Source organism: Roseovarius atlanticus (assembly GCF_001441615.1).
GTDB classification, from domain to species: Bacteria; Pseudomonadota; Alphaproteobacteria; order Rhodobacterales; family Rhodobacteraceae; genus Roseovarius; species Roseovarius atlanticus.
The window spans coordinates 92797-99831 of the sequence record NZ_LAXJ01000028.1; the positions used below are offsets into that span (position 1 = coordinate 92797).

The 7035-nt window shown below is 57.6% G+C and carries 7 protein-coding genes; 3 read left to right on the forward strand and 4 right to left on the reverse strand.

The annotated features are described in order from the left end of the window. Window positions 1–219: 219 nt before the first annotated feature. Window positions 220–1422, forward strand: coding sequence for a Fic family protein (locus tag XM53_RS20300; RefSeq protein WP_057796631.1), 1203 nt, complete (start codon window positions 220–222; stop codon window positions 1420–1422). 131 nt (window positions 1423–1553) lie between these two features. Here XM53_RS20300 and repC read toward each other — a convergent pair whose 3' ends face one another. From repC to repA, 3 genes are all read right to left on the reverse strand, one after another. Next, window positions 1554–2789 (reverse strand): plasmid replication protein RepC, encoded by a 1236-nt coding sequence (gene repC / locus XM53_RS20305; RefSeq protein ID WP_057796632.1) that lies wholly within the window; start codon window positions 2787–2789, stop codon window positions 1554–1556. Window positions 2790–2966: 177 nt separating this feature from the next. Then, entirely contained in the window at window positions 2967–3983 is a 1017-nt protein-coding gene (gene repB, locus XM53_RS20310) for a plasmid partitioning protein RepB (RefSeq protein ID WP_057796633.1), read from the reverse strand. Beyond that, window positions 3980–5167 (reverse strand): plasmid partitioning protein RepA, encoded by a 1188-nt coding sequence (repA, locus tag XM53_RS20315; protein WP_027263652.1) that lies wholly within the window; start codon window positions 5165–5167, stop codon window positions 3980–3982. The genes repB and repA overlap by 4 nt, the downstream gene beginning before the upstream one ends. A 313-nt stretch (window positions 5168–5480) precedes the next feature. Here repA and XM53_RS22780 point away from each other — a divergent pair, with 313 nt between their 5' ends. Both XM53_RS22780 and XM53_RS20320 read left to right on the forward strand, forming a co-directional pair. Next, the gene (locus tag XM53_RS22780) at window positions 5481–5708 is read left to right on the forward strand and encodes an AbrB/MazE/SpoVT family DNA-binding domain-containing protein (protein ID WP_009815510.1); all 228 of its coding nucleotides are present in this window, start codon (window positions 5481–5483) and stop codon (window positions 5706–5708) included. Further along, window positions 5698–6093 carry a PIN domain-containing protein gene (locus XM53_RS20320; RefSeq protein ID WP_017467198.1) on the forward strand — a complete coding sequence of 132 codons (396 nt, stop codon included), beginning with the start codon at window positions 5698–5700 and terminating at the stop codon, window positions 6091–6093. The genes XM53_RS22780 and XM53_RS20320 overlap by 11 nt, the downstream gene beginning before the upstream one ends. Here XM53_RS20320 and XM53_RS20325 read toward each other — a convergent pair. Further along, a complete protein-coding gene (locus tag XM53_RS20325; RefSeq protein WP_057796634.1) occupies window positions 6077–6973 on the reverse strand; it encodes a recombinase family protein in 897 nt (298 codons plus the stop codon). The genes XM53_RS20320 and XM53_RS20325 overlap by 17 nt on opposite strands. Window positions 6974–7035 lie beyond the last annotated feature (62 nt).

Below are 7035 nucleotides of genomic sequence, written 5' to 3' on the forward strand. Positions count from 1 at the left end.
TCCGTCAGTCACAAAACCCGAAGAACACTTTCTCTTTTTCCGGCCCCTTTGGGCACACAACAAAACCGAAAAGCCCGGCCCTTCTGCCGAAGCCATTGATTTCATGCAGCAATTCCAGATCGGCAGGCAAGATCGGCAACGCATATCGGCAAAACCTTGCTTGAAAGTACGAAATGTGTTTATTTTTCAAATACTTTGCAAACATGGAAGATCGGCAAAATGCTGGAAACACCCGCCAGGATCGAACCCTGCTTCTTCGAGGAGCATATTCCTACAGAACTGGCAGACCTTTCGGTCGACATCCAGAGGGAAGCCACCGGGCTGGGACAAGGGTTGCATCCTGACAGCGCAGCTGAGCTTGCCGATCTCGTCCGTGTGATGAACTGCTATTACTCCAACCTGATCGAAGGACACAACACGCGCCCCCGCGATATCGAAAGGGCGCTGGCTGGTGCCGAGCTTGAGGAAGAAACCCGTCCCCTCGCCCTTGAGGCCCGGGCGCACGTCATCGTTCAACGGGCCATCGACGAGATGCATCGCAAGGGCACCCTGCCCCGCCCCACATCCGTCGAATTCCTGACTTGGGTCCATAAGAGCTTCTACGACGAGATGCCGAATGAGTTTCGGGTCATCGAACATCCCGACGGCACACAAGAGCCCATCGTTCCGGGACGCATGCGCCAGGATGATGATCGGGAAGTTGTGGTCGGGCGCCACCTACCTCCTTCATCGTCGCGTGTCGCGGCATTCATGGACCACTTCGACAAACGATTTCAGATTGCGGCGCGGTCTTCGAGCGGACGGATCATTGCGATCGCCTCTGCGCATCACCGGCTCAACTACATCCACCCTTTCCCGGATGGTAACGGCCGTGTCAGCAGACTGATGTCTCATGCCATGGCCCTCACAGCGGGGATTGGTGGCCAAGGGCTCTGGTCCGTATCACGTGGGCTGGCCCGCGGGCTAACCGATCGGGGCGAGTACAAACGGATGATGGATCTGGCCGACAGTCCACGCCGCGGAGACCGCGACGGACGGGGGAACCTGTCAGAAGCGGCACTGAAGACGTTTAGTGAATGGTTCCTAAAGGTGACGCTCGACCAGATCAGCTTCTCAGCAAGATTGTTCGATCTCGGCGGATTGGACCAACGGTATCGTCGTCTTGTTGCAGATACCATCGATGACAAGCGAGCGCCGGAACTAATCTCGGCGGTTCTTCGTCATGGGGCACTGGAACGAGGCGATGCGCAGATTGTGCTCAAGACGTCCGAGCGTACTGCTCGCAACACGCTGAGTAAACTGACCGCCGCCGGATACATGACGTCCGTCTCGCCGAAGACGCCGGTTCGGTTGGCGTTTCCGTTGGATTATCGAGAGCGGCTCTTTCCAAACCTCTTTGGAGACGGTGACATGCCCGTGTGACTGGCAACCGAAGCACCCTGTTTCTGGCCAAGTCCGCGAGCGCTGCCTCTGACCGTGTTGGAAAGAAGTTCACAGCTGTGAACTATCCCGAGCTATCCTACTTGTCAGCCGAGTTCACAGCTGTGAACTCATCATGCAGCATCCCGCCGCATCAAGGCCATGATCATCGGACCGCAGGAGAACTCCCCAATTGCTGCCTTTGAAGATAGGGTTCTCAAGTAGCCTCCAGGTGATCGGATATCCGCAAACCGTTCAAGCATTGCAACGATCACAACAGACGCTTCTTCGGGACCCATATAGCGTTTCGCCTCGTCCCACGCGGACGGGGAAATACCCATCATGGGCCTGACCACATCAGCTACACGGACCAGATCGTGCCAGTGGCGAACAGGCTGCTCGGAATAAGCTTTGAATTCCTGACAGGAGGCGAGGACGAGACCAAGCGGTATATTCGGCATCAGTTGATCGTCAGTAATTGCCGTTGGGTTCGCCTCATCTTCAGAACACAGAGGGCTATCGGCAACTTCTGGAATATCGCGCGCAACGCCTCCGCCCCGCGCTTTTTCTAAGCGAGGTTCAAGATCATAAGAGTCTTTATTTGAATTCTGATAGTGCTGCTCAGAAACAGCATCATTGGTGCTCATATTTTCGGTTTCACAGCCATCCAGAAGGTTTCTGGCGTGATCTAAGGCTGACCCCAAAGAGTCTTCGATGCGCCTAAGGTCTTCCATTTCGAGTTTTCTGCGAAGATCTCGGGCCATTAGGACCGCAAGATCAGAGAATTGGTCCCAGACGCCCTGATCCGGACGAAGTGAGCGCCCGTACTCGGCCAGCCCTGCGAGGTCACGCCGCATGAGGCTCACAGTGGCACGTAGGCGCTTGTACCGCTCTTCTGCGGCCCGGACGGTCTCAGCGGCCTCACAAACCTCCTGGAAGCGTCGAACGAGCGGAGAGAGGTCGAACCCAAACGCAACCTTTTCGTCGCCGTAGCGGCGGGCATAGCGCTTCCCATTGGGGCTATCGCGCCGGACAACAAAGCCAGTCTGCACAAGGTTGGAGAGGTGGCGCCGCATCGTCGAGCAGGGCATGCCGTTCAGGCGCTCGCAAATCGCCTTGTTGGACGGATGTACAATCAATTCGCTGTCATTGCCTCCGAGAATTGTCGCTTGGTGAAAGCTGACCAGCGCCTGAAGCACCGTCAAATCCCGATCGGACAAGCCGAACGCGACTCGAGCGGCAGCGAGCTCCCTCAGGACCTCCCACTTGTTGGCGCCGACTGGGGGCAGGTCTTCCTGGGTCGCTGCCTGATGTTTCAGGATGGCAGCATCTATCGTTCGCCGGAACGGCGTTACGGGCGTGTAGTCCATTTTGTCATTCACGAAGACAAAAATATCCCGGTCCGCGAATCACTTTGGACTTGCGGAAAATAGCTCCGGACACTACCTTGAAGGTGCTAGAAACAAGTTAGGGTCTCGTGGAGTGGTCGCTTTGCGGGACCTTTTCTTTTGCCTTTTCGTGCCTCCTTCTTTGATTTCTGCTCTTCCTCAGTCTTCCGACCGCTGCTTCCAGCGTTCGTGAAGGTCTTCAATCATGTCATGCACTTGCGTCTCGACCCAATCGGCGAAGTCTCCATCCGCCAACTCGATCGATAGGCCCTTGGCAGTGCGTTTGACCGTGCCGCCGCGTTTGCCGCCGATCTTCAGCGGGACGCTGGAAGGTGGGGCAGGGGAGGGCGACTTGGCCGGTTTAATCGCCTTGGTCACAGCCTTTTCTACGGCCAGGAACGTTTGGATGGACGGGTCATTGGTAGAGGCAATGTCATCCACCACCATGGAGGTCTCGGCATTTTCACGTGCCTCTTTCGCGATCCCGATAAGGTCCTCGCGGTCCAGACCATTCTCGTCGATGGCCCGACCAAGGGATTCCCATCGGGGTCGGCCAATGCCATGGGCGGCGCCAATGGCGCGTACCAGATCCGGCCCGACCATGTCCGCGATCGCGATCGCCATAGATATGGACGACTTCGTGACGGTAAGAATTTCTGCAACCTGAGATTGATTTCCGAAGCCGGACGACACAAGGTCCTTTGCGAACAGGGCCTTTTCAATAAAAGACAAATCGCGCCGACCCATGTTCTCCGAAATCTGAGCACGCAGAGCGCTGTCGTCATCCAGGTTGGTGACTAACGCGCGAACCTTGGTAACCTTATCGGACTGACGGATCGCCTCCAGCCTGCGTCGCCCATAGACCAAAAGGTAGCGATCATCTTCACCCGGCGCACGTCGCACGAGGATCGGAACAGTCTGACCGTTCGCCTCAATCGCATCGCGCAAATCCATTACATCGGCCGGGTCAAGCCGGTCCGCCATACGCCCGTCTTCGATGCTCGCCGGGTCCAGTTCCCAAACATGATGGGAATCGACCGCGTCGCGGGCGGACCGAAGGGCGCGATTCGAGGTCATCATCGGTGTCACAGCACCTGTCTGAGGGGCAGGGGAGGGGGCCCCAGCTGCCGCGAGACTGTCCAGCATTGACATGCGCTTCTTCTTGCCACTGGTCATGTGCGCCCCCAGGTTTTCTGGATTAGGTCGGCGATCTCGTCATTTAGCGTATTCAGGCTCTCAATCGCGCGATCATAGGTGGAACGCGTGAACGCGCTGCGTTCCACTTCATAAAGTGTCTGCTTGGTCAGGCCCGCATCTGAGATGGCTGTAGACTTCAACATGGGCGAATTCAGCACGGCTTCGCCGTACATTGTTCGCAGGAAAGCCACGATGCGGTTCTGCGGCGCATCCTGCGGCTCGTAGCGGGTCAAAACATAGCGCATCCAGTCATGAGACATGTCAGCGCCGCTCTCGGCAATCACGTCCATGAGGTCGGCTGTCATGCGGAGGAATTGCGACATGGACATCACATCGAGCATCTCTGGATGGATGGTCACCAGAACGCCCGTGGCCGCGGACAGGGCGGACATGGTCAGAAAGCCAAGCTGCGGCGGGCAATCTATGACGACCACGTCGTAGTCCTCATCGACCTGGGCCAGCGCCTCCTTCACGCGGAAGAAGAAAAGTCCGGCATTGCCCTGCGCCAGCGCGCGCGGGGTGTCGTGCTCGAACTCCATCAATTCGAGGTTGCCGGGGATCAAGTCCAAATTGGGGATATAGGTCTTGCGGATGACCGACCGGATCGGCTCCGGGTCCTCATAGCGGATCGCATCGTAGAGAGTGCCGCCATCTTCGAGGTCCAATTCCGGCTGAACGCCGTGCAGCGCGGTGAAGGAAGCTTGTGGGTCAAGATCAATGCCCAGCACACGATATCCGCGCAGGGCAAGCCGTTGGGCGAGATGGGCAGAGGTTGTTGTTTTTCCGGACCCGCCCTTGAAATTCATCACGCCGATGACCTGAAGATGATCACCCTCTCGTCGTCCGGGAACGTAATCGCCCGGCTTGCGAGCGGTTTTTTCAAGGAGCACACGCAGCGCTTGGATATCCTGCGCCGAGTAAAGACGACGGTTGCCGGCGGTCAGCTCGGGAGAAGGCCCTTTGCCATCCAAGTTGAGTTTGCGAAGATAGGAATCGTTTACGCCGAGCAGCGCCGCAGCCTCACCAGAGGTGAATTTGCGCATGGTCTTCTCGGCATCGGGTGGAAACAGGCTCTCACGTTGCGAATGCAACTGGTTCGCCAGCCATTCCGAATGCTGGCGGATCACCGCGTTGAGATCCTCATGCACAAAGGTATTATCCATCTGCCCTCTCGCTTCCGAGACATCGCGTCTTTGGCGTGTTCACGGAAATTGACGTTTTTTGCCTCGTTTCCGTGACTATTGGCGCAAGAGTCGGATTCGCGCAAGGTTTTTCCACATCTAGTGGGCGGGTCGTCACCGAACACAAGGCTGTTAGGCTTCCTGCTGCATGGTGTAACGCACCGCATCTCACGAAAAGGGACAGGGGAGAACTCTTGTCGGAGGGCTCCAGCATGGCTTTGAGCGCACCAGAGCTTGCCTTTTGGCAGTTCTGGATATACATTATTGGATGTTTATCCATGCATGAGAGGACAAGATGCAAGTTGCCAAATGGGGAAACTCCCTTGCCGTCCGGCTACCCGCGGATCTTGTGAGAGAACTCGGCTTAAAGGAAGGCGATCAGGTCGACCTGGTAAAGGACGATGGAACCATTCTTGTGAGACGCCAACCTCGCGCCGATGAAGTTCTACAAGGGCTAAGGCGGTTTCGCGGAAAACTGCCCAAGGACGCGCGTCTAAGCCGCGACGCCGCGCATGAGCGCTGAATTCGCAGACACGAATGTTGTGCTCTACCTGCTCGACGATGGTCCAAAGGCTGAGAGGGCGGAGGAAATTCTGGGGCAGGGACCCCGGATCAGCGTTCAGGTCCTGAACGAAGCGATGGTAAATTGCCGACGGAAAGCTGGTCTCAGTTGGGAAGATACCGGAGCGTTTCTTGAGGGTATTAAGTCCTTATGCCCTGTCGAGGACCTCACGATTCAAACCCATCAAGTGGGTCGCGCGTTGGCAGCGAAGTACCAGTTATCGGTCTATGACTCGATGATCGTGTCTGCCGCGCTGATCGCTGGGTGCACGACGTTATGGACTGAGGACATGCACGACGGATTGCTGGTCGAAGATCGGCTGCGCGTCGTCAATCCATTTGCCTGATCAGCAACCCAAGTCGCTCCGCCCGTTCCAACAGCATCCTGACGGAGGACGGTTGCCAGCTTGTACGTCCCCGTGGTGTCCGCTCACGCATGGATTCCAATCGGTCGCAGATCGCCTGTAGCGTGATATCGGGGTCCGAACCTTTGATGGCCGCCACGATGGCAGGCAGGCGATCGTCGGTTTCGCGGCGTCCGGCGCGGCCAAGCACTTCATCGGGCAGAAACCCGTCGCGCACATATGCCTTTACGGCGCGAAGCAAGCGGCTTTGCGTCCAGCGTCGATCATGGGGCAGGGGGCCATTGATAATCTGCAAGACGTCTTCCCAAGCCATATCGGGGCGCAAGCGGCGCACATGGGGTACCCAATCCTGCGCGGTCTCGTTCAGGCGCTCCATGTAGCCGTCCTGTCGCGCCAGCCGCACCTTGCGCAGCGCGACGGGATCCTTGGCGCTTAGCCCAGGATTGCCACCAACGCGACCCTTGGCGCGCGCAGAGGCAAGCCCGGCCTTTGTGCGTTCGCGGATCAGAGCGCGTTCGAACTCGGCTGCGGCGCCCAGAACCTGCAGCGTAAACTTGCCCTGCGGTGAGGACGTGTCGATCGGGTCTTGCAGGGAGCGGAAGAAGGCACCCTTCGCCTCCAGACTCTCGATCACCTCGAGAAGATGCGACAAGGACCGCGCAAGCCGGTCGATCCGCACGACGACCAGCGTGTCGCCGATCTGAACGCGTTCGAGAACGCGCGCAAGCACTGGCCGCGCGCGATTGCCGCCTGAGGCGTGTTCTTCGAAGATTTCGACGCATCCCGCGATTTGCAGGGCCTCAGACTGGGGCAGGGGTGTCTGATCCTCTGTCGATACGCGCGCATAGCCAATCAGGGGCATGAAATCCGGCCGTTTGCAATTTAAGATATCTCCAATAAACGACCGTTTGTAAACGGATGCAA